Here is an 18806-nt window from a genome sequence, read left to right as displayed (position 1 = left end):
CCGGAACGGTCCTAACGGTCCGTCGTGTCCAGCGGTTCGATGTCGTCGTCGTCCTCGGCGAGACCGGTGGTGACCATGTCCTCGATGTCGTCCTCGTCCTCGTCGTCCTCCTCGTCGAGGTCGTCGTCGAAGACCGTGCTGACGTCGAAGCGGCACACCACCTGCTGCGGATCGACGTGTTCGAAGGGCGCCTCCAGCCACTCGCCGGGGTCGGCCGGTTCGTCCGAGGCAGTGACCCAGAGCGTGGAGTCGCCCTCCTCCAGACCGAACTCCTTGTGCCGGGAGGCGATCTCGTCCGCCTCGAACTCGCCGAAGAGCGTGCCGAGAGCGCCGTGCACCGTCCCGGTGGCGCCCGCGCCGATGCCGGCGCCGGCCTCCACGTCCGCGGCCTCGATCCGCTGGGCCTGGGCCAGCAGCCGCTGGGGCTCGGCCACGGCGTAGTCGCGGCGGATCAGCACGCTGATCGCGTTCGGCTCCTCCGGCCCCGTGTACGGCGGCAGCGAGTCCTCACCGGGGATCTCGAAGGGGGTGACTTCGTCGTAGCGGTCGTAGAGCAGTTCGTCGTACACCTCCGCGGCCGCGGCAAGCTCGTTGAACGCCTCGTAGACGGCCGGGTCGTCCTCCCCCGACCTGCGTTCGACCGCGGCCAGGTGGCGGTCGAGCGCGGTCTTGACCGCCTCGGCGGCGGCACGTACCTCGGCAGCGGTGGGCTGCGCAGCATCAGACATAGTGCAGACGCTATCCGTACCGGGCCCCAGCCCGCACAATAGATGCGATGCCGGAATACGAATTTGTCGACGTGTACGTGCCGCGCGGGGTCTCCCGCAAGGAGACGACCCGTCTGCTGACCGACCACGCCGAGTACGGACACTGGGAGCTGTACCGCCTGAGCTTGCTGCGCGACGGCAGTCGCAGGGTGCGCCTGCGTCGGCGGATCATCCGCCAGGTGCGCGCCACGTGGTGAGCTGAGGGGGCCGCAGCCGACGCCGCAGCGGGCTCCGCGTACACACGCGGAGCCCGCTCTGTCATGTCCACGGCCCTCACGGTCGTGGTCCGGGGCCGGACCACGGGACCCGTCGGGGCCGCCCCGTCATACCTGGGTGGCCCGCGCCCTGCGGTACAGGACGGCGCCGGCCAGCAGCGCGCCCGCACCGACCGGCAGGACGAGGCCCATCGGCAGCTCACTGCCGGTGTGGGCGAGCTGTCCCCCGCTGCCGGGCGTGGTCACGGTCTGGGTGCCCGGATGGTTGACGTGCACCGCACCGCCGGGCGTCTTGCCACCCGTGCCGGGCGGAGTGGCCGGCGTGCCGGGGTGATTGGGAGTGCCCGGGTTGCCGGGGGTTCCGGGGTTGCCGGGGGTTCCGGGGTTCCCGGGCGTACCCGGGGTCCCGGGGTTGCCCGGTGTACCAGGGTTGCCCGGCGTACCGGGGTTCCCAGGCGTCCCCGGGTTGCCGGGATGACCGGGGTTCCCCGGATTACCGGGGGAGCCCGGGTTGCCCGGCGGGTTGTGGTGGCCTCCGTTGGCGCAGCCGTTGCCGAGCGCGGCGTTGCCGACGCCGACCACGTTGACGCTGTTGCCGCAGACGTTCACCGGGACGTCGACCGGCACCTGGACGTGGTTGCCGGAGCCGACGCCGGGCGAGTCGCTCGCGTGCCCACCGGCGTGCGAGCCGCCGTGGCCGCTGCCGCCGTTCCCCCCGGACGAGTCACCGCCGCCCGGATTGGCGCACTTGTTGCCCGCCGCCGGGTTGAGCAGCCCCACGACGTTGACGGTGTTGCCGCAGACGTTCACCGGGATGTGCACCGGCACCTGGACCGTGTTGCCGGACAGCACGCCCGGCGAGCCGGACGAGAACCCGGACGCTCCCGCGTCGGCGTGCGCCGCGCCGCTCGCGGCGGCGATCACGCCGGTGGCCGCGGCCACGGTCATCAGGCCCTTGCGGGTGACCTGTCGCATGTACTGAATCCCTGCTTTCGACTTTTCGAACCTTCCGGAACGCGCGTTCGCGACGGAATCGGGAATTCGCCGTCGTGACCACGCGGAAAAACCGGTCGGCCCCGGAGCGCATGGCGCGCGCTCTCGGGGCCGACGGGTTCAGACCCCCCACGGAGTCGATGAGGTCAGACCCTCACGGGGCGGTGCACAACGTCAGTGGTTGATGCAGGTGTTGCCGAAGGCGGGGTTCAGCAGCCCGATCACCGAGATCGTGTTGCCGCAGACGTTCACCGGCACGTGCACGGGCACCTGCACCACGTTGCCGGAGGCGACACCCGGGGAGTGCAGGGCGGCACCCTGGGCGCCGGAGTCGGCGGCGGCCATGCCGGCACCCGCGAGAACCAGTCCACCGGTGGCAACCGCAGCAGCGACGACCTTCTTGATCATTATTCCTCCTCGTTGGCAAAAGCGATCTCACCTTGCCGATCGCAATACCTGTAACGAGGCTGAACCATTGGAGCTACGAGCTTATCGTCGCATTCACCCTTCTCAGTCACTCTCGTACGCGCGCCCGAATTTCCGGGCCGGAAAAGGCGCGCCGGAACCTCTCCTCAGGAGGCGTCGATGAACCGGTCGAGCACGCGTACGCCGAACTTCAGACCGTCCACCGGCACCCGCTCGTCCACGCCGTGGAACATGCCAGCGAAGTCCAGCTCCGGCGGCAGCTTCAGCGGGGCGAAGCCGAAGCCGCGGATGCCGAGGTCGTCGAAGGACTTGGCGTCGGTGCCGCCGGAGAGCATGTACGGCACCGCCTTGGCGACCGGGTCCTCGGCCAGCAGCGCGGACTGCATCGCGTCCACCAGGGCGCCGTCGAAGGTGGTCTCGACGGCCTTGTCCGAGTGCACGTCCTCGCGCTTGACCCGGGGGCCGAGGATGCGGTCCAGGTCGGCCAGGAACTCCTCCTCGAAGCCGGGCAGGAACCGCCCGTCCACGTGCGCCGTGGCCTCGCCCGGGATGACGTTGACCTTGTACCCCGCGCCGAGCTGGGTCGGGTTGGCGGTGTTGCCGAGGGTCGCGCCGATGAGCTTGGCGATGCCGCCGAGCTTGGCGAGGGTGCCCTCCATGTTCTCCGGGTCCAGCTCGGTGCCGAGCGCGTCGCCCAACTCGTCGAGGAAGGCCCGGGTGGTTTTGGTCACCCGCACCGGGAACTTGTGCCGGCCGAGGCGGGCGACGGCCTCCGACAGCTCGGTGATGGCGTTGTCCCGGTGGATCATGGAGCCGTGCCCGGCGGTGCCGGCCACGGTCAGCTTCATCCAGTGCATGCCCTTCTCGGCCGTCTGGATCAGATAGAGCCGCCGCTGCTCGCTGACCGTGAAGGAGAAGCCGCCGACCTCGCTGATCGCCTCGGTGACCCCCTCGAAGAGATCGGGATGGTGGTCGACCAGATGGCGGGCGCCGTAGGTGCCGCCGGCCTCCTCGTCGGCGAGGAAGGCGAGCACGATGTCGCGTGGGGGCTTGCGGCCGCTGCGCAGCCGGTCGCGCACGACGGCCAGCGTCATCGCGTCCATGTCCTTCATGTCGACCGCGCCGCGGCCCCACACGCACCCGTCGGCGATCTCGCCGGAGAAGGGGTGGTGGGTCCAGTCGTCGGCGTTGGCCGGCACGACGTCGGTGTGGCCGTGGATCAGCAGCGCGGGCCGGGACGGGTCCTCGCCCTCGATGCGGGCCACGGTGGAGGCGCGGCCGGGGTGCGACTCGAAGATCGTCGGCTCCAGCCCCACCTCGGCGAGCTTCTCGGCGACATACTCGGCGGCCTTGCGCTCGCCCGGGCCGGAGTGGTCGCCGTAGTTGCTGGTGTCGATCTGGATCAGCTCGCTGCAGAGGTCCACGACCTCGTCCTCGCCGGTGACGCCCCTGGCGGTGTCCGTCTCGCTCACGCTGCTTCCTCCCGCTGTGTGCTGGTGGTCCACCTCGAGTACCGGTGGTCCACTCATCCTCTCCCCCGTCCGCCCGTGGCCCCAAGACAGGGCCCGGCCCGATACACCGCGTTCACATCGGCGGCGCGGCGCAGGGCACGGCGCACACGGCGCACCGGGGTGATCGGGCCGGCTCGAAAGCCTGGTAATGTTTCCTTCGTCGCCGCGAGGGGAACACCCCGCGCGACAGACACCTTGTCCGGGTGGCGGAATGGCAGACGCGCTAGCTTGAGGTGCTAGTGCCCTTTATCGGGCGTGGGGGTTCAAGTCCCCCCTCGGACACCACTGCGAAAGCGGCGCCGACCGAGTCGGCGCCGCTTTCGTGTGTCGTCCCTCGTGCGCTCATCCGTGGGCCGGGGTCATGTGGTCCGTGAACCAGTCGCGGGCCAGGTCGGTGACCGCTTCCAGGGCGCCGGGCTCCTCGAAGAGGTGGGTGGCGCCGGGGACGGTCGTCAGGTGGTTCTCGCAGGTCAGCTGGGTCTGGGCCTGACGGTTGAGGGCGAGGACCGTGTGGTCCGCGCCGCCGACGACCAGCAGGGTGGGAGCCGTCACCGAGGACAGTGCGGGTCCGGTCAGGTCGGGGCGTCCGCCGCGGGAGACCACGGCGGCGATCCGCGCGTTCGGTGCGGCGGCGGCGCGCAGGGCCGCGGCCGCACCGGTGCTGGCGCCGAAGTAGCCGACGGGCGGGTTCCCGGCTTCGGGCAGGGCGCGCAGGTGGTCGGTGACGGCCGCCAGGCGGGCCGCCAGCAGGCCGATGTCGAACACCTTGGCCCGGTCGCCCGCCTCCTCCTCGGTGAGCAGGTCGAACAGGAGCGTGCCGAGGCCGGCGCGGTTGAGGCCGGCGGCGACGAAGCGGTTGCGCGGGCTGTGCCGTCCGCTGCCGCTGCCGTGGGCGAAGACGACGACGCCCAGCGCGTCGGCGGGCACCGTCAGACGCCCGGTCAGACGGGCGGGGCCGATGTCCAGTGCCGTCTCCCGGTCGACCTCCGGGCGGGCTCCGCCCGCCCGCGCCCGGCGCAGACAGGCCACCACGTCGTCATCGTCGAGCTGGGTGAAGTCGTCGTAGAACTGGCCGACCGCGAAGAAGCCGGCCGGGGTCTCCAGGCTGATCAGTTCGTCGGCCTCCCCGGCCAGCCGCGCCGTCCAGTCCGGGGGCGCCACCGGCACCGCCAGCACGGTCCGGGCGGCGCCCCGGGCGCGTACCGTGCGGCAGGCGGCGCGGGCCGTCGAGCCGGTGGCCACCCCGTCGTCCACCAGCACCACGGTCCGTCCGGCGACGGCGGCCGGCGGGCGCTCGCCGCGGTAGCGGGCGGCGCGCCGGTCCAGTTCGCGGCGCTCGCGTTCCTCGACCCGGGCCAGGACGCGGTCCGGCACCCCGGCCCGGCCGGCCACGGCCTCGTCGATCACGCGCACCCCGTCCTCGCCGATCGCCCCCATGGCCAGCTCGGGCTGCGAGGGGACGCCGAGCTTGCGCACCAGGCACAGGTCGAGGGGTGCGCCGAGGGTCGCCGCGACCTCGGCGGCGACCGGCACGCCACCGCGGGGCAGTCCGAGCACCACCACGTCCTGTCCGCTCAGGTGCGCCAGCCGGTCGCCCAGCCGCCTGCCCGCCTCCGGGCGGTCCCTGAAGAGCACGGCCGGCGCCTCACTCGCGGGGCGACCAGAGCGGGGCGGGCGGTGTCGCCTCGGGCGCTCCGACCGCCTCGATGTCGCCCGCGGCGGCGCGCAGCAGATCGTGGCCGAGGGCGATGAGGGCGCGTCCGGCGGCGAGTTCGTCGCCGATCTCGGGGACCGCCGGGTCGTAGGGGTTGCGGCGGGCCTCCGCGCAGGTCTCCAGGACGTTGTCGCCTGTGTCCAGGACGATCCGGGCCGTGGTGTCCGGGTCGTGTTCGGACAGGTAGAGGTTCAGCCGCCACTCCCTGACGGACGGGGGCCGGCTGTCGGCGGGTCGCGTCATCGTCCGTCCCTCCTCAGCTGTGGTCACCGGTTCTCGGCTCGTGGCCGCCGGTTCGCTCGTCGTCCCTTCCACTGTGCCCCCGCCGGGCGGGGGCGGCACCACGGCGGCCGGTGCCGGGCGGCTGCCGGGCGGCTGCCGGGCGCGGGCAGAATGGGGGCCATGACCACGCGTTCCTGCCCGTGCGGGCTGCCCGAGCCGTACGAGAAGTGCTGCGGCCGTTTCCACTCGGGGGCCGCCGCGGTGCCGACCGCCGAGGCGCTGATGCGGTCTCGGTACTGCGCCTTCGTGCGCGGGGACGCGGCCTATCTGCTGCGCACCTGGCACCCGCGGACCCGGCCGGTGCGGCTGGAACTCGACCCCGGGATGCGCTGGAGGGGGCTGGAGATCCTCGGCGCGACGGGCGGCACCGCCTTCCACACCACCGGCACCGTGACGTTCCGCGCCTCCTACCGGGGCGGTTCACTGCACGAGCACAGTCGGTTCGAGCGGGTCGAGGGGGCGTGGGTGTACGTCGACGGGGACTTTCCCGAGTAGCGGCGGGCGGCCCGCGCTGACGGGCTTCCCGGTGCGCTACGGCGCCAGGATGTCCAGTTCCTGCAGGGCGCCGACCGTGATCTCGCGGGTGAGCTGCTCGGCGCGTTCGGCGTCGCCGGCGCGGACCGCCTCGGCGACCCGGACGTGCAGGGTGACGGCGGCCGGGTCGGGGTCCTCGAACATGACCTCGTGCTGGGTGCGCCCGGTCAGCACCTCCGCGACGACGTCGCCGAGGCGGGCGAACATCTCGTTGCCCGAGGCGCACAGGATCACCCGGTGGAAGGCGACGTCGTGCAGGAGGTACTGGTCCAGGCGGTGGCCGCGTGAGTTGGCCACCATGCCGAGGGCGCACTCGGTGAGTTCCGAGCACTGCTCGGGCGTGGCGTGCCGGGCGGCGAGGCCGGCCGCGACGGGTTCGACCGCCGAGCGCAGCACGGTCAGGGAGCGCAGTTGCCGGGCGCGGTCGGCCCCGGCGAGGCGCCAGCGGATGACCTGCGGGTCATAGACGTTCCACTCGTGCGCCGGGAGCACCGTGACGCCGACGCGGCGGCGGGACGCGACCAGGTGCATGGACTCCAGCACGCGGACCGCCTCGCGCATCACGGAGCGCGACACATCGAAACTCTGTGCGAGTTCGTCGGTGCGCAGCACGCTGCCCGGAGGGTAGTCGCCGGCGGTGATGGCGGGGCCGAGGGCGTCCAGGACGCGGCCGTGCAGCCCCCGGCCCGGTGTGGTCATGGACTCAGCGTACGGGGTGGATCACGCGCTGAAAAAGTCAGACTTATATGTCACAGACTCTTGAATTCGTCGTACCTAATAGGTTTCAGTGTGGCGACGCCGGATGTCGGCGTCGCATGTCGAGGAAGACAGCGAGGCAGTGATGCGCACCCCCCACGTCGTCGTGGTGATGGGCGTCGCCGGCACGGGCAAGACCACGATCGGTCCCCTGCTCGCCGACCGGCTCGGCGTCCCGTACGCCGAGGGCGACGACTTCCATCCGCAGGCCAACATCGACAAGATGTCGGCCGGGACGCCGCTCGACGACGAGGACCGGTGGCCGTGGCTGGACGCCATCGGCGCCTGGGCGCACGGGCGGGCCGGACTCGGCGGGGTGGTGAGCAGCTCGGCGCTGAAGCGGTCGTACCGCGACCGGCTCCGGGCCGCGGCTCCGGATGTCGTCTTCGTCCATCTGACGGGCGACCGGAAGCTCATCGAGGACCGCATGGGGCACCGTCAGGGGCACTTCATGCCGACCGCCCTGCTGGACTCCCAGTTCGCCACGCTCCAGCCGCTCGAAGCGGACGAGCGGGGCGTGGCGGTGGACGTGGCCGGATCTCCCGAGGAGATCACCGCGCGCGCCGTCGCCGCCCTGGACGACCTCGACGCCGCCACCCCGCCGGCCGGGGCCGCACCGTCCCCCCGGTGACGTCTCTCCCCCACGGCCGCCGGCCGCGGCACACCTGAACCCCACCCCTCTTCACTCCCAAGGGATCACCCCCGTGACCAGACTCAGCGTCGAGATGCTGGCAGCGGACGCGCCCTCGCCGATCACCTCGGCCGGACACGCTCAGCTGGGCATCGCCGTCCTGGCGGGCATCGCCGTCATCGTCCTGCTCATCACCAAGTTCAAGTTGCACGCCTTCCTGTCACTGACCATCGGGTCGCTGGTGCTCGGCGCGGTCGCCGGGGCGCCCCTGGACAAGGCGATCACCAGCTTCACCACCGGTCTGGGCTCGACGGTCGCCGGCGTCGGCGTGCTGATCGCGCTGGGTGCCGTCCTCGGCAAGCTGCTCGCCGACTCGGGCGGCGCGGACCAGGTAGTGGACACGATCCTGGCGAAGGCCGGGGGCCGGGCCATGCCGTGGGCGATGGTGCTGATCGCCTCGGTGATCGGTCTGCCGCTGTTCTTCGAGGTCGGCATCGTGCTGCTGATCCCGGTGGTGCTGATGGTGGCCAGGCGGGGCAACTACTCCCTGATGCGCATCGGCATACCCGCGCTGGCGGGTCTGTCCGTGATGCACGGCCTGATCCCGCCGCACCCCGGCCCGCTGGTCGCGATCGACGCGCTCAAGGCCAACCTGGGCGTGACGCTGGCGCTGGGCATCGTCGTGGCGATCCCCTCGGTGATCATCGCCGGTCCGCTGTTCTCCAAGGTCGCCGCCCGCTGGGTGGACGTGCCCGCCCCGGACCGGATGCTCCCGCAGCGCGCCTCCGAGCAGCTGGAGCGCCGCCCGAGCTTCGCCGCCGCGCTGTCCACGGTGCTGCTGCCGGTGGTGCTGATGCTGGCCAAGGCGCTCGTCGACATCGTCGTGGACGACCCGGCGGACACCACGCAGCGCGTGTTCGACGTGATCGGCTCCCCGCTGATCGCGCTGCTGGCCGCGGTGATCGTGGGCATCTTCACGCTGGGCCGGCCCGCCGGGTTCAGCAAGGAGCGGATCAACTCCACCGTGGAGAAGGGTCTGATGCCCATCGCGGGCGTCATGCTCATCGTGGGCGCGGGCGGCGGCTTCAAGCAGACGCTGATCGACTGCGGCGTGGGCCAGATGATCCTGGACATCTCCAAGGACTGGTCGATCCCGGCGGTGCTGCTGGCCTGGCTGATCGCGGTGGTGATCCGCCTCGCGACCGGTTCGGCGACCGTGGCGACGGTCTCGGCGGCCGGACTGATCGCCCCGCTGGCGGCCGACATGTCGACCACCCACACCGCCCTGCTGGTCCTCGCGATCGGCGCCGGCTCGCTGTTCTTCAGCCACGTCAACGACGCCGGTTTCTGGCTGGTGAAGGAGTACTTCGGGCTGGACGTCGGGCAGACGATCAAAACCTGGTCGTTCATGGAGACGATCCTGTCCGTGGTGGCCGGGGCCCTGGTCCTCGCGCTCTCCCTGATCCTCTAGGGGCACGGCGATGACGGCTCACCCCCTCTTCGACATCGCCGGCCGCACGGCCCTGGTCACCGGCTCCTCGCGGGGCATCGGGCTGGCCCTGGCCCGCGGTCTGGCTCAGGCCGGCTGCACGGTCGTCCTCAACGGCCGCGACGCGGACACACTGGCCGAGGCCGCCGCCGCGCTGCCCGGCGACCGGGTGCACACGGCCGCGTTCGACGTGACCGACGGCGCCTCGGTGGCCGCGGGCATCGCCGACGTCGAGGAGCGGGTGGGCCCGCTCGACATCCTGGTGAACAACGCGGGCATGCAACTGCGCGCGCCCCTGCTCGACTTCACCGAGGCCGACTGGCACCGCGTCGTGGACACCAACCTCACCAGCGCCTTCCTGGTCGGCCGGGAGGCGGCCCGGCGGATGACCGCACGCGGCCACGGCAAGATCGTCAACATCTGCTCGCTCCAGAGCGAGGTGGTCCGCCCCGGCATCGCGCCGTACGCGGCGGCCAAGGGCGCCCTGAAGATGCTCACCAAGGGCATGTGCGCCGACTGGGGCCCGTACGGGGTGCAGGTCAACGGGCTCGGTCCCGGTTACGTCGAGACCGAGCTGACCCGGCCGCTGGTCGAGGACGAGCAGTTCAGCTCCTGGGTGCGCGGGCGCACCCCGGCCGGGCGGTGGGGCCGCACCGAGGACCTGGTCGGCGGGCTGCTGTTCCTCGTCTCGCCGGCCGCGGACTTCGTCTCCGGGCAGGTGCTGTACGTCGACGGCGGCATGACGAGCGTGCTGTAGCCGTCCCGGGCATCCTGCTCAGGCACACGGCTACGGCCGCCACAGCGGGTGTTCGCTCTCCGCCCACCGACGGCTGACCAGCCCGGTGCGCAGGCCGCGACGGGCCTCCGGGTCGCCGAGGGCCATGCCGATGTGACCGGCCAGCACGACGCCGACGGTCAGGGCCAGCCAGTCGTGCACGAAGGTCGCGCCGGTGCGCCAGGTCAGCGGGGCGAGCCGGGTGAACCACATCAGCAGCCCGGTGCCGAGCATCACGAGCGCGGCCCCGGCGATCCAGGCGGCGTAGATCTTCTGGCCCGCGTTGAACTTCCCGGCCGGGCGCGCCGAGCGGCGCCTGTCGCGGCGCAGCGCGGCCCGCAGCCACACCCTGTCGTGCGGGCCGAACCGGTCCAGCAGCCGCAGGTCGGCGCGGAAGGCGCGGGAGGCCAGCCCCAGCAGGACGGGCAGCGGCAACAGGAGACCGGCCCATTCGTGGAGGCGGACGACCAGGTCGCGGCGGCCGACGAGGACGGCGAGCTGGGGGACGTAGAGGCAGGCCGCCGTCACGACGCACACCCCCATCAGCGCGGCCGTGCCGCGGTGCACCCACCGCTGGGCGGGGCCGAAGCGGCGGACGGCGCCGTCGGGCGGTGCGCAGGTGTCAGCTCGTGGGGTCATCACTGCGTCCGTTCGAACGGCCGACCCAGGCGTCGACGTCGTAGCCGCGTTCCTCCCAGTAGCCGGGTCTCACCTCGTCGGTGACGGTGATGCCGGAGAGCCACTTGGCGGACTTGTAGAAGTACATGGGGGCGACGTAGAGGCGGACCGGGCCGCCGTGGTCGTGGCCGATGTCCTCGTCCCGCATGCGCAGCGCGACCAGCACGTCGGGGCGGCGGGCCTGGGCGAGGGTGAGGCTCTCGGTGTAGGCGCCGTCGAAGCAGGTGAAGCGGACCGCCTTCGCCGAGGGGCGCACTCCGGCCGCGTCCAGCAGCCGGGACAGCCGGACGCCCTCGAAGGGCGTGCGGGGCACCCGCCAGCCGGTGACGCACTGCACGTCGCGCACCGTGCGGGTCTGCGGCAGGGCCCTGAGATCGGCCAGCGTGTACGTCGTCGGGCGGTCCACCAGGCCGTCGACGGTGAGGCGGTAGTCGCCGGCGTCGCGGTGCGGCACGGAGGCGGTGACGGAGTAGTAGCGGAAGCCGCCGCCGTTGGGGAGCAGTCCGGTCAGGCCCGTGGGGTCGTGGCCGGAGGCGGCGCCGAGGAAGTCCTCCAGACCGCGTTGCAGGGTGGGCGCGGCGGCCACGCCGAGGGCGCCGAGGCCGAGGGTGGCGAGGAAGACACGGCGGCCGACGGGTCGGCCGGACTCCTCCGGGGGGCCTGGCTCCTCGGCGGGGCCGCGGCCGTCGGCGGGGCTGCGGCCCTTGGGCGGTTCGGGGCTCTCGGACGGTTCGGGTCCCTCGGGCGGTCCCGGGTGTCCGGGCGGTTCGGAATGCACGCCTCCATTCGAGCACCCGCGCCCCGCGCGGAGCCAGGGAACGCGGGCACTCGTCAGACTTCCGTCATCTTTTCCGACTTCCGTCGCCTTCTCGGGAGCCGCCGAGGAAACGCCCGGGCAGCCGCCGGAGGCCGCCCGGGAGACGTTGCTACGGCTGTGGCTCCGCCGCCTTGTCCAGTTGGAACGCCTCGTTGCCCAGCCCGATGCGGGCGTGCGCCTCGGGCCTGCGCCTGCGCAGTACGGCGCCCTGGACCAGGCCGACGACGACGGCGAGGCCGATGACGCCGGGCAGGACGCGGCTGAGCGCCGAGCCGGGTCCGGCGCCGACCAGGACGTCGAAGTCCTTGACCGTGTAGACGGCGATCACCAGCAGGGCGAGGGCTGCCAGGGCGGAGGTGACCAGCCGCCAGGACTGCGCCGCAGCGGCCCCGCGCCGTACGAAGAAGACGATCACCGACAGGGAGGCCGCCGCCATCAGCAGGATCACGCCGAGCGCGCCGATGTTGCCGCCCCAGGTGAACAGGTGCAGCACGGGCGCGGTGGGATCCCCGGCCGGCTTGTCGTCGGCGACCGCGAAGGCGATCACGACGACCAGCGAGAAGACGGTCTGCGAGAGCGATCCGGTGGCGGGGGCGCCGCTGGCGCTGGAGGTGCGGCCGAACGCCGCGGGCAGCAGGCCCTCGCGGCCCATGGCGAAGGCGTAGCGGGCCACCACGTTGTGGAAGCTGAGCATGGCCGCGAACATGCCGGTGACGAACAAGACGTGCAGGACGTCCGTGAAGGTGCCGCCGAGCCGGGACTCGGTGAGCGTGAACAGCAGTCCCGCGCTCTCCTTGCGCGCGGTGCCCACGATCGCGGACGGGCCGGTGGCCACGGTCAGCGCCCAGCTGCTGACGGCGAAGAAGACGGCGACGCCGGCCACCGCCAGGAACATCACGCGCGGGACGAGGAGATGCGGGCGGCTGGTCTCCTCCGCGTACACCGGGGCCTGCTCGAAGCCGAGGAAGGCCGCGATGCAGAAGCACAGCGCGGTGCCGATCCCGGCGCCGGAGAGGGTGTCGGGGTTGAAGGCGTGCAGGGACAGGCCCTCCTTGGCGGGGTCGCCGATCGCGGCCACGTCGAAGACGACCACCAGGACCACCTCGATCACCAGCAGGACGCCGAGCACACGCGCGTTGACGTCGATCTTCAGCCAGCCGAGCGCGCCGACGGCGGCGACGGCCGCCAGCGCCGGGATCCACCAGGCCACGGTGACGTCGGCGTAGGTGTCGAAGAGGTTGGAGACCTCGAAGCCGAAGATGCCGTAGATGCCGACCTGGAGAGCGTTGTACGCCACCAGCGCGACGAGCGCGGCGCTCGCGCCGGCGGTGCCGCCGAGGCCGCGGGAGATGTACGCGTAGAAGGCGCCCGCGTTGTGGACGTGGCGGCTCATCTCGGCGTAGCCGACGCTGAAAAGGATCAGGACCACGCCGAGGACCACGAAGAGCAGGGGCTGTCCGACGATGCCCATCACCGCGTACGTGGTGGGCATCACGCCGGCGACCACCATCAGCGGGGCGGTCGCGGCCAGCACGGACAGGAGCAGGCCGCCCGTGCCGAGGCGGTCGGCGCGCAGCGCCCGCTCCTGTCCCTTGAAGGTGCTGATGCCGTCGCCGCCGGCGGTGGGTCTGCTCGTGCTCGAACTGCCCGTCGTCATCGGGGGACCGTCCTTTCGGGCCTCGGGAGGCTTGCGGGGGTGGCTCATGTCCGGTTGCGGACTCGCGGACTCGCGGCTTGCTCTGTGTGCGGGCCTGCGGACTTGCTCCTCGGTGCGGTCGCGCTGCGCGCGGTCGTGCGGCTTGCGGTCGTGCGCGGGGCCGGTGCGGGCCGGTGGGCTAGGCGGTACCCAGGGCGCTCGCACGGGCGGTGCGGAAGGCGGTGTACGGGTCGCGGTCGGGGTACGACCACGGCGTCGGGGTGGCGTGCTCGCCGATGCGGAGGAACAACGCGGCGGCCTCGGCGGCGCGGCCCTCGCAGTGCTTGGCGTGCGCGAGGTAGTTCAGGTCGATCATGTGCCGTGGGTGACCCTCCTGGCCCCACTCCAGCCACCAGTCGAAGGCGGACTTCATCACCTGCCGGGCCCGGCGGCCCGCCCAGTGGCCGGAGGCCGCCGGGTCGGCCGTCGCGAGGCCGGCGGCGGCCAGGACGCGGTAGCGCTCGGCGTGCGCGACCACGGGCAGGATGGCGAGCGGGGAGTCGGCGGGGGTCTGCTCGGCGGCCCAGTTGGCGAAGTCGTAGACCTCGTGCAGCGGGTCCGGGCCGGCCTCGGCGTGGCGCTCGGCGAGCGCGGCCACCATCGCGTGGTGGGCGTGGTGGTGGTCGGGGTGGCGCAGCCGTACCTCGTCGAAGAGACGGACCACGTCGGCCTCTTCGCCCAGGGCGCGCTCCAGCAGGAGCAGCCCGAGCCACGGGGTGGGGTCGGCGGGCGCGAGGGCGGCCGCCGCCCGGCAGGTCTCGCGGGCGTGGTCAGGCTTCTCCTCGCCGCGCAGGGCGCGCCGGACGAGCGCCATGCCGAGCAGGACGGAGGCGTCGGCGGACTCCGGTTCGGCCAGCAGCCAGTCGCGGACCCAGGCCGCGGTGTGCGGTGGTTCGGCCAGGACGGTGACACGGTGGCCGCGCCGGTCCCAGTCGTCGCCGGTGCCGGTCAGCAGGGTGCGCACGGCCTGCCATCGTCCCTGTGCCAACGCCGCCCGCGCGGTGACGAGTTCGGCGTCGTCGAGAGCGGCGTCGAAGGCGTGGGCCGCACGTTTGCGGCCACGGCCGAGGGGAGGCGGGGGTGGGGGCACCGCGGGACTTCCTCTACGCGCTCTTCGTTGGTGCTGTGTTCGTGTGGGGTCCGTGCTGCGCACGCCGGTTCTCGTGCGGTGTCCGCGGGCGGGTCGGAGCGGCGCCGCCCCGTCCGGACCGCTCGCCGCGGCCTGCCCTTCGGTCACCGGCCGACCGTCGGCCGATCACGGACAGCAAACCCTCAGCCCACACTCGGCGTCAAGGGCCGCCGGTGCGTTACACGCGTCAACTGGCGTGATGCGATGGGTACTTGTGGGGCCTCCGCAGCGCTTCGGTCGGGGCCCCGCGGGGCGTCGGCCCGGGTGCCGTACCGCGTCGGCATGGGGAACGGCGCCACGGAGGAACGCCCGCCGGTCCGGGGGCCGGAGGGCACGGACGGGACGCGGGCACCGCCTCGCGTCGGCCGCCTGGTTCCGTCGGCGCCAGGGGCGCCGCACCCCGGAGTCGGCGGTGTCCCGCCCTGGAGCGGCGGTGCGTCACCTGCGGACCCGGTGGTCTCCCACCACGGGGCGTCCGGCCCCTCCCGTCAAGTCCCCCAGCAGACTTCACCCGTGTGGCGTACACCATGGCGTGGCGCCACCGAGGGTCCCACCATGACCGTACGGCCGGGACATCGCCCTGACGCAGAGGGCGTCGTGACGGAGTCGGCTGCCCGGTTCCGGGTACTAGCAGCGGCAAACAGTGCTTTGGGACGCTAAAGTCGGCCATTACGCACCCCGTGGCCCGGCCGGATGATCGAGGTACGCAGCGTGTCGGTTCTGGTTCTGATTCTCGCCGTGAGCGCCGCCTGTTGCCTGGGCTTCGGATTCGTGCTCCAGCAGAACGCCGCGCAGCAGGCGCCACTGAGCGACTTCCTCTCACCCCGGCTCCTGCTGGACCTGGTGAAGGTGCCCCGCTGGCTCGGCGGTCTCGGACTGATGGTCGCCGGCATGGCGCTGGGCGCCGTAGCGCTCGGCCGGGGTGAGATCTCCCTGGTGGAACCGCTGCTGGCGACGAACCTGCTGTTCGCCCTGGCCCTGTCGCAGAGACAGACCCGGCAGCCGCTGGGCCGCCAGGGCTGGCTGGGGCTGGCGCTGCTGGCGGGCGGGGTGACGGCGTTCATCCTCGGCGGCCAGCCGCGGGCCGGCACCGCGGTCACCGATCCGCTGCGGCACTGGCTGATCATCGGGACGATGGTGGGGGCGGCGCTGGTGCTGACCGCCTACGCCAAGCGGTCCCGGCTGAACTGGGGCCCGGTGCTGCTGGCGGTGGCGGCCGGGCTGCTGTACGGCGTGCAGGACGCGCTGACCCGGGTGAGCGGGCAGCGGTTCTCGGCGGGCGGCTGGGCGGAGCTGTTCACCAGCTGGCAGCCGTACGGGCTGTTCGCCATCGGCGTCACCGGACTGATCCTGGTGCAGAGCGCCTTCGAGACGGCCCCGCTGCGGATGTCGCTGCCCGCGCTGACGGCGGCCGAGCCGCTGGCCGGGATCGCCTGCGGGGTGGGCTTCCTCGGCGACCGGCTGCGCACCGACGTGGCCGCACTGACCTGGGAGGCGGCGGGCCTGGCGGCGATCGTCGCCGGCATCGTGCTGCTGGGGCTGCACCCGGCGATGCCCTGCGGCGCCTCCTCCACGGAACGCGACGAGCACAAGCTCCAGACCCGCTGAGGCCTCCGGCCGCCCGCGGCGGTGGGGCGGCTGGTTGGATGGGGGCATGAGCGCTGCGGACGAGATCCTCGACCTGGTCGACGAGAACGACCACATCATCGGACAGGCCCCGCGCGGCGAGGTCTACGCCCGGGGGCTGCGGCACCGCTGCGTCTTCATCGAGGTGCGCGACGCCGAGGGCCGGCTCTTCGTGCACCGCCGCACCGCGACCAAGCTCGCCTTCCCGTCCCTGCACGACATGTTCGTGGGCGGGGTCGTCGGGGCCGGCGAGAACTACGACGACGCGGCGCTGCGCGAGGCCGAGGAGGAGCTGGGGGTGAGCGGGCTGGCCCGCCCCGAGTTCCTGTTCAAGTTCCTCTACGAGCACGTGGACGGCTCCGGCTGGTGGTCGTCGGTGTACCAGGTCCGCTGCGAGTTGCCGGTCCGGCCGCAGGCGGAGGAGGTCGCCTGGCACGACTTCCTGCCGGCCGACGAGGTGGAGCGCCGGCTGCACGCGTGGGAGTGGACGCCGGACAGCCTGGCGGCGTACGAGCGGCTGAAGGCGTACCGGTCGGCGCGGTGAGGCGGCGAACGTACGCGGTGAGACGGCGCACGGATCACCGCCTCACCCGCCCGGGTAGGGTCCTGGCGTGATCGACTTCGTACGGAACGTCCGCCTGTGGTTCGCCCCCGAGGAGGTGCGGGAGGAGGGCCGTACGCCGGACTACCGCTTCTCGCTGGCGAACGAGCGGACCTTCCTCGCCTGGCTGCGGACCGCGCTCGCCCTGATCGGCGGCGGGTTCGCGGTGGACCAGTTCCTGCCGCACCTGCGCTGGCAGTGGCGGGTCGGTCTCGCGCTGGCTCTGCTCGGCGCGGGGGTGCTGTGCTCCCTGCGGGCGATCAACCACTGGGTGCGGTGCGAACGGGCGATGCGGCGCGGGGAGGACCTGCCGGCGTCGCGGTTCCCGGCGCTGCTGAGCGTCGTCGTCGCGGTGGTCGCCGTGGTGATGGTCGCGGTCGTCCTCACCGGCCGGGCGGGATGAGCGGCACGGGGCGAGGCGGCGCGGGGCCGGGCGGGCCAGCGGAAGGCGGCGGGCGAGGCGGCTCGGGAGGGGCGGCCGGGCGGCGGGACCCCGGGTTGCAGCCCGAGCGGACCCGGCTGGCCTGGCGGCGTACGACGCTGTCCGGGACGGTGGCCGCCGTGCTGGCCGTGCGGGCGACCCTGCGCGGCGGGGCCACGGCCGGGAGCGTCGTCGTGTGCGCCGTCTGCTGTCTGCTCTGGCTCGGCTTCCTGCTGCTCGCCCAGTTCCGCATCCGCCGCCTCGACCGGGCGACCCCGCCCGCACTCACCCCACGGCTCGCCGCGGCGGCGGTGCTGGCCACGGCCGCACTGGCGGTGTGTGCGGCGGCGCTGGTCGTCTAGGTGTGTTCCGAAGGTCCCGTCCGGCCCGCGGCGTCCGGCACGGCGCCTCGCCGCGTTGCCGGGATCCTCCGTGTACGCCCGGTACGCGGACGACCTTCCGCCTTGCGATGCACCGCGCCGGACGCCGCGGGTCCCGCCCTTCGGGCGGACGACGCCGCTTCCGGAACACGCCTCAGGCCCGCTCGTCCGGATCGCGGCGGCCCGGTCCGGACGAAAGACCCAGGAGGCCCCGTGCCCCTGGGAAGGTGGCCCCGGTCACGTTCGGGGCGGGCACTGGACGACATACCGACCGGTCGGCATCATGGACGGGTCCCGTTCGCTTCGGATCTGCCCCCAGGAGCAATGATGAGCCCCGACCACCCACCCGGACTCGATCTCGACCGGCTGCGCGGCCTGCTCGACCGGGAGCGGCCCGGCCTGGTGCAGGGCCCCCTGTCCGGCCGGCTGATCGAGGGCGGACGCTCGAACCTGACGTACGCGGTCTCCGACGGCACCGCCGAGTGGGTGGTGCGGCGGCCTCCGCTCGGCCATGTGCTGGCCACCGCGCACGACATGAAGCGCGAGCACCGGGTGATCAGCGCGCTGCACCCGACGGACGTGCCGGTGCCGCGCCCCGTGCTGCTGTGCGAGGACGAGGAGGTGCTCGGCGCGCCCTTCTACGTCATGGAGTTCGTGGAGGGCACCCCGTACCGGACCGCCGACCAGCTCGCCCCGCTGGGTGAACAGCGCACCCGCGACGCGGTGCTCTCGCTGGTGGACACGCTGGTCCGGCTGCACGCGGTGGACCCCGCCGAGGTGGGCCTCGCCGACTTCGGGCGGCCGGAGGGGTTCCTGGACCGGCAGCTGCGCCGCTGGGGCAAGCAGCTCGACGCCTCCCGCAACCGCGACCTGCCCGGCATCGACGAACTGCACTCCGCACTCGGCCGGGCCCTGCCCGACTCCCCGGCGCCCACCGTCGTGCACGGCGACTACCGCCTGGACAACGTGCTGATCGGCGCGGACGACCGGATCACGGCGATCCTCGACTGGGAGATGTCCACGCTCGGCGACCCGCTCACCGACCTGGGCCTGCTGGTGATGTACTGCACCCCGCTCGGTCTGCCGAAGTCGCCGGTGTCCACCACCGCCGAGGCGGCCGGGCACCCCTCCCCTGCCGAGCTGATCGAGCGCTACGCCGCCCGCTCGGGGCGCGACGTCTCGTCGGTGGCCTGGTACACGGCGTTCGCCTGGTTCAAGCTCGCCGTGATCCTGGAGGGCATCCACTACCGCTACACGCTCGGCCAGACGGTCGGCGGCGGCTTCGACCGCATCGGCGATCTCGTCCCCGTCTTCATCCAGCACGGTCTGACCACGCTTCACGAAGGCCTCCAGGAGGGCTGATCC

The 18806-nt window shown here is 72.9% G+C and carries 21 protein-coding genes and 1 tRNA gene; 11 read left to right on the top strand and 11 right to left on the bottom strand.

The window, feature by feature from the left end:
• Positions 1 to 11 precede the first annotated feature (11 nt).
• A complete protein-coding gene (locus AB0N63_RS13740) occupies positions 12 to 728 on the bottom strand; it encodes a hypothetical protein (RefSeq protein ID WP_365528331.1) in 717 nt (238 codons plus the stop codon).
• 47 nt (positions 729 to 775) lie between these two features.
• Between AB0N63_RS13740 and AB0N63_RS13735 the strand changes: the two genes are divergently transcribed.
• Positions 776 to 964 carry a DUF5703 family protein gene (locus AB0N63_RS13735; protein WP_027758838.1) on the top strand — a complete coding sequence of 63 codons (189 nt, stop codon included), beginning with the start codon at positions 776 to 778 and terminating at the stop codon, positions 962 to 964.
• Between the two features lie 126 nt (positions 965 to 1090).
• Here AB0N63_RS13735 and AB0N63_RS13730 read toward each other — a convergent pair whose 3' ends face one another.
• The 3 genes from AB0N63_RS13730 to AB0N63_RS13720 form a co-directional block, all read right to left on the bottom strand.
• Positions 1091 to 1957 (bottom strand): chaplin family protein, encoded by an 867-nt coding sequence (locus tag AB0N63_RS13730; protein WP_365528328.1) that lies wholly within the window; start codon positions 1955 to 1957, stop codon positions 1091 to 1093.
• A gap of 192 nt (positions 1958 to 2149) precedes the next feature.
• Entirely contained in the window at positions 2150 to 2383 is a 234-nt protein-coding gene (chpH, locus tag AB0N63_RS13725; protein ID WP_009187766.1) for a chaplin ChpH, read from the bottom strand.
• A 164-nt stretch (positions 2384 to 2547) separates the two neighbouring features.
• Entirely contained in the window at positions 2548 to 3873 is a 1326-nt protein-coding gene (locus AB0N63_RS13720; protein WP_365528325.1) for a M20/M25/M40 family metallo-hydrolase, read from the bottom strand.
• Between the two features lie 236 nt (positions 3874 to 4109).
• Here AB0N63_RS13720 and AB0N63_RS13715 point away from each other — a divergent pair.
• A tRNA-Leu gene (locus tag AB0N63_RS13715) sits at positions 4110 to 4197 on the top strand.
• A 57-nt stretch (positions 4198 to 4254) separates the two neighbouring features.
• Here the strand turns inward: AB0N63_RS13715 and AB0N63_RS13710 are convergent.
• Together AB0N63_RS13710 and AB0N63_RS13705 are read right to left on the bottom strand one after the other, a co-directional pair.
• A complete protein-coding gene (locus AB0N63_RS13710; RefSeq protein WP_365528323.1) occupies positions 4255 to 5547 on the bottom strand; it encodes a phosphoribosyltransferase family protein in 1293 nt (430 codons plus the stop codon).
• Between the two features lie 10 nt (positions 5548 to 5557).
• Positions 5558 to 5869: a dsRBD fold-containing protein gene (locus tag AB0N63_RS13705; protein ID WP_365528320.1), complete on the bottom strand. Its 312-nt coding sequence runs from the start codon at positions 5867 to 5869 to the stop codon at positions 5558 to 5560.
• A 159-nt stretch (positions 5870 to 6028) separates the two neighbouring features.
• Between AB0N63_RS13705 and AB0N63_RS13700 the strand changes: the two genes are divergently transcribed.
• The gene (locus tag AB0N63_RS13700; RefSeq protein ID WP_365528318.1) at positions 6029 to 6403 is read left to right on the top strand and encodes a YchJ family metal-binding protein; all 375 of its coding nucleotides are present in this window, start codon (positions 6029 to 6031) and stop codon (positions 6401 to 6403) included.
• A 36-nt stretch (positions 6404 to 6439) separates the two neighbouring features.
• On the opposite strand, the gene AB0N63_RS13695 is transcribed toward AB0N63_RS13700, so the two are convergent.
• Positions 6440 to 7141: a FadR/GntR family transcriptional regulator gene (locus tag AB0N63_RS13695; RefSeq protein WP_365528315.1), complete on the bottom strand. Its 702-nt coding sequence runs from the start codon at positions 7139 to 7141 to the stop codon at positions 6440 to 6442.
• Positions 7142 to 7283: 142 nt separating this feature from the next.
• Between AB0N63_RS13695 and AB0N63_RS13690 the strand changes: the two genes are divergently transcribed.
• The 3 genes from AB0N63_RS13690 to AB0N63_RS13680 all read left to right on the top strand — a co-directional run bounded on the left by AB0N63_RS13690 (position 7284) and on the right by AB0N63_RS13680 (position 10075).
• The gene (locus AB0N63_RS13690) at positions 7284 to 7829 is read left to right on the top strand and encodes a gluconokinase (RefSeq protein ID WP_365528313.1); all 546 of its coding nucleotides are present in this window, start codon (positions 7284 to 7286) and stop codon (positions 7827 to 7829) included.
• Positions 7830 to 7902: 73 nt separating this feature from the next.
• Positions 7903 to 9300: a gluconate:H+ symporter gene (locus AB0N63_RS13685; RefSeq protein WP_365528310.1), complete on the top strand. Its 1398-nt coding sequence runs from the start codon at positions 7903 to 7905 to the stop codon at positions 9298 to 9300.
• A gap of 10 nt (positions 9301 to 9310) precedes the next feature.
• Positions 9311 to 10075, top strand: coding sequence for an SDR family oxidoreductase (locus AB0N63_RS13680; RefSeq protein ID WP_365528308.1), 765 nt, complete (start codon positions 9311 to 9313; stop codon positions 10073 to 10075).
• A 30-nt stretch (positions 10076 to 10105) separates the two neighbouring features.
• Here the strand turns inward: AB0N63_RS13680 and AB0N63_RS13675 are convergent, their stop codons facing one another.
• The 4 genes from AB0N63_RS13675 to AB0N63_RS13660 form a co-directional block, all read right to left on the bottom strand.
• Positions 10106 to 10732, bottom strand: coding sequence for a cytochrome b/b6 domain-containing protein (locus AB0N63_RS13675; RefSeq protein ID WP_365528306.1), 627 nt, complete (start codon positions 10730 to 10732; stop codon positions 10106 to 10108).
• On the bottom strand, positions 10716 to 11549 hold the full coding sequence (locus tag AB0N63_RS13670) for a molybdopterin-dependent oxidoreductase (protein WP_365528304.1): 834 nt from the start codon (positions 11547 to 11549) through the stop codon (positions 10716 to 10718). Before AB0N63_RS13670 ends, AB0N63_RS13675 begins: the two co-directional genes overlap by 17 nt.
• Before the next feature lie 148 nt (positions 11550 to 11697).
• Positions 11698 to 13245 carry an APC family permease gene (locus AB0N63_RS13665; RefSeq protein ID WP_365528301.1) on the bottom strand — a complete coding sequence of 516 codons (1548 nt, stop codon included), beginning with the start codon at positions 13243 to 13245 and terminating at the stop codon, positions 11698 to 11700.
• Between the two features lie 178 nt (positions 13246 to 13423).
• Positions 13424 to 14374, bottom strand: coding sequence for a hypothetical protein (locus tag AB0N63_RS13660; protein WP_365528299.1), 951 nt, complete (start codon positions 14372 to 14374; stop codon positions 13424 to 13426).
• Positions 14375 to 15124: 750 nt separating this feature from the next.
• On the opposite strand from AB0N63_RS13660, the gene AB0N63_RS13655 reads away from it, so the two are divergent.
• From AB0N63_RS13655 to AB0N63_RS13635, 5 genes are all read left to right on the top strand, one after another.
• The gene (locus AB0N63_RS13655; protein WP_365528297.1) at positions 15125 to 16021 is read left to right on the top strand and encodes a DMT family transporter; all 897 of its coding nucleotides are present in this window, start codon (positions 15125 to 15127) and stop codon (positions 16019 to 16021) included.
• Between the two features lie 46 nt (positions 16022 to 16067).
• Positions 16068 to 16583 (top strand): NUDIX domain-containing protein, encoded by a 516-nt coding sequence (locus AB0N63_RS13650; protein ID WP_365528295.1) that lies wholly within the window; start codon positions 16068 to 16070, stop codon positions 16581 to 16583.
• A gap of 67 nt (positions 16584 to 16650) precedes the next feature.
• Entirely contained in the window at positions 16651 to 17043 is a 393-nt protein-coding gene (locus AB0N63_RS13645) for a DUF202 domain-containing protein (RefSeq protein WP_365528293.1), read from the top strand.
• A 95-nt stretch (positions 17044 to 17138) separates the two neighbouring features.
• Complete coding sequence (locus tag AB0N63_RS13640) at positions 17139 to 17423, top strand: DUF202 domain-containing protein (RefSeq protein ID WP_365528290.1); 285 nt, start codon at positions 17139 to 17141, stop codon at positions 17421 to 17423.
• A 345-nt stretch (positions 17424 to 17768) separates the two neighbouring features.
• A complete protein-coding gene (locus AB0N63_RS13635) occupies positions 17769 to 18803 on the top strand; it encodes a phosphotransferase family protein (protein WP_365528287.1) in 1035 nt (344 codons plus the stop codon).
• The last annotated feature ends 3 nt before the right edge of the window (positions 18804 to 18806 follow it).

It is taken from the genome of Streptomyces sp. NPDC093260 (assembly GCF_040683715.1).
GTDB lineage: Bacteria > Actinomycetota > Actinomycetes > Streptomycetales > Streptomycetaceae > Streptomyces > Streptomyces sennicomposti.
The sequence above is the reverse complement of the archived record's forward strand: the minus strand, read 5'-3'. Positions and strand labels throughout refer to the sequence as shown.

Coding starts and splice junctions, on each gene's coding strand:
- AB0N63_RS13740 (WP_365528331.1), bottom strand. CDS start 728: ATGTCTGATGCTGCGCAGCCCACCGCTGCCGAGGTACGTGCCGCCGCC.
- AB0N63_RS13735 (WP_027758838.1), top strand. CDS start 776: ATGCCGGAATACGAATTTGTCGACGTGTACGTGCCGCGCGGGGTCTCC.
- AB0N63_RS13730 (WP_365528328.1), bottom strand. CDS start 1,957: ATGCGACAGGTCACCCGCAAGGGCCTGATGACCGTGGCCGCGGCCACC.
- chpH (WP_009187766.1), bottom strand. CDS start 2,383: ATGATCAAGAAGGTCGTCGCTGCTGCGGTTGCCACCGGTGGACTGGTT.
- AB0N63_RS13705 (WP_365528320.1), bottom strand. CDS start 5,869: ATGACGCGACCCGCCGACAGCCGGCCCCCGTCCGTCAGGGAGTGGCGG.
- AB0N63_RS13700 (WP_365528318.1), top strand. CDS start 6,029: ATGACCACGCGTTCCTGCCCGTGCGGGCTGCCCGAGCCGTACGAGAAG.
- AB0N63_RS13695 (WP_365528315.1), bottom strand. CDS start 7,141: ATGACCACACCGGGCCGGGGGCTGCACGGCCGCGTCCTGGACGCCCTC.
- AB0N63_RS13690 (WP_365528313.1), top strand. CDS start 7,284: ATGCGCACCCCCCACGTCGTCGTGGTGATGGGCGTCGCCGGCACGGGC.
- AB0N63_RS13680 (WP_365528308.1), top strand. CDS start 9,311: ATGACGGCTCACCCCCTCTTCGACATCGCCGGCCGCACGGCCCTGGTC.
- AB0N63_RS13675 (WP_365528306.1), bottom strand. CDS start 10,732: ATGACCCCACGAGCTGACACCTGCGCACCGCCCGACGGCGCCGTCCGC.
- AB0N63_RS13665 (WP_365528301.1), bottom strand. CDS start 13,245: ATGACGACGGGCAGTTCGAGCACGAGCAGACCCACCGCCGGCGGCGAC.
- AB0N63_RS13650 (WP_365528295.1), top strand. CDS start 16,068: ATGAGCGCTGCGGACGAGATCCTCGACCTGGTCGACGAGAACGACCAC.
- AB0N63_RS13635 (WP_365528287.1), top strand. CDS start 17,769: ATGAGCCCCGACCACCCACCCGGACTCGATCTCGACCGGCTGCGCGGC.